The sequence below is a fragment of the Shigella sp. FC1967 genome, assembly GCF_001743005.1.
GTDB lineage: Bacteria > Pseudomonadota > Gammaproteobacteria > Enterobacterales > Enterobacteriaceae > Proteus.
The window spans coordinates 1-279 of sequence record NZ_MIIZ01000171.1 but is presented as its reverse complement, the minus strand read 5'-3'; the positions used below and the strand labels follow the sequence as shown (position 1 = coordinate 279).

Here is a 279-nt window from a genome sequence, read left to right as displayed (position 1 = left end):
ATGGATGAACGTACTATCGACTTCTCTTTAATTTCAACAACACGTACTGCGCGTAATCCGGGTAAAACAGCCCGTGTTCGTGGTCTAAAAGGTGAAAAAGACAAGAAAAATGCCAGTTCTAGCAAATCTCGTCGTCGTGATGCAAGCAAGGATAAAAACTTTGAGCCAGATAGTGCCTTCAAAAAAGGCAAATCATCAGGTCGAGGTAATGCGAGCAAAGACAAAGCGGTAAAAGACCAAGTCGCGAAAGACAAAGCCAGTAGCAAACGTAAGAAAGCA

Annotated in this window: 1 pseudogene; it reads left to right on the top strand. The window is 43.0% G+C overall.

Annotated features, from left to right (window positions below):
* Positions 1–279, top strand: a pseudogene (locus BHE89_RS01575) (ribonuclease R); the annotation flags it as partial.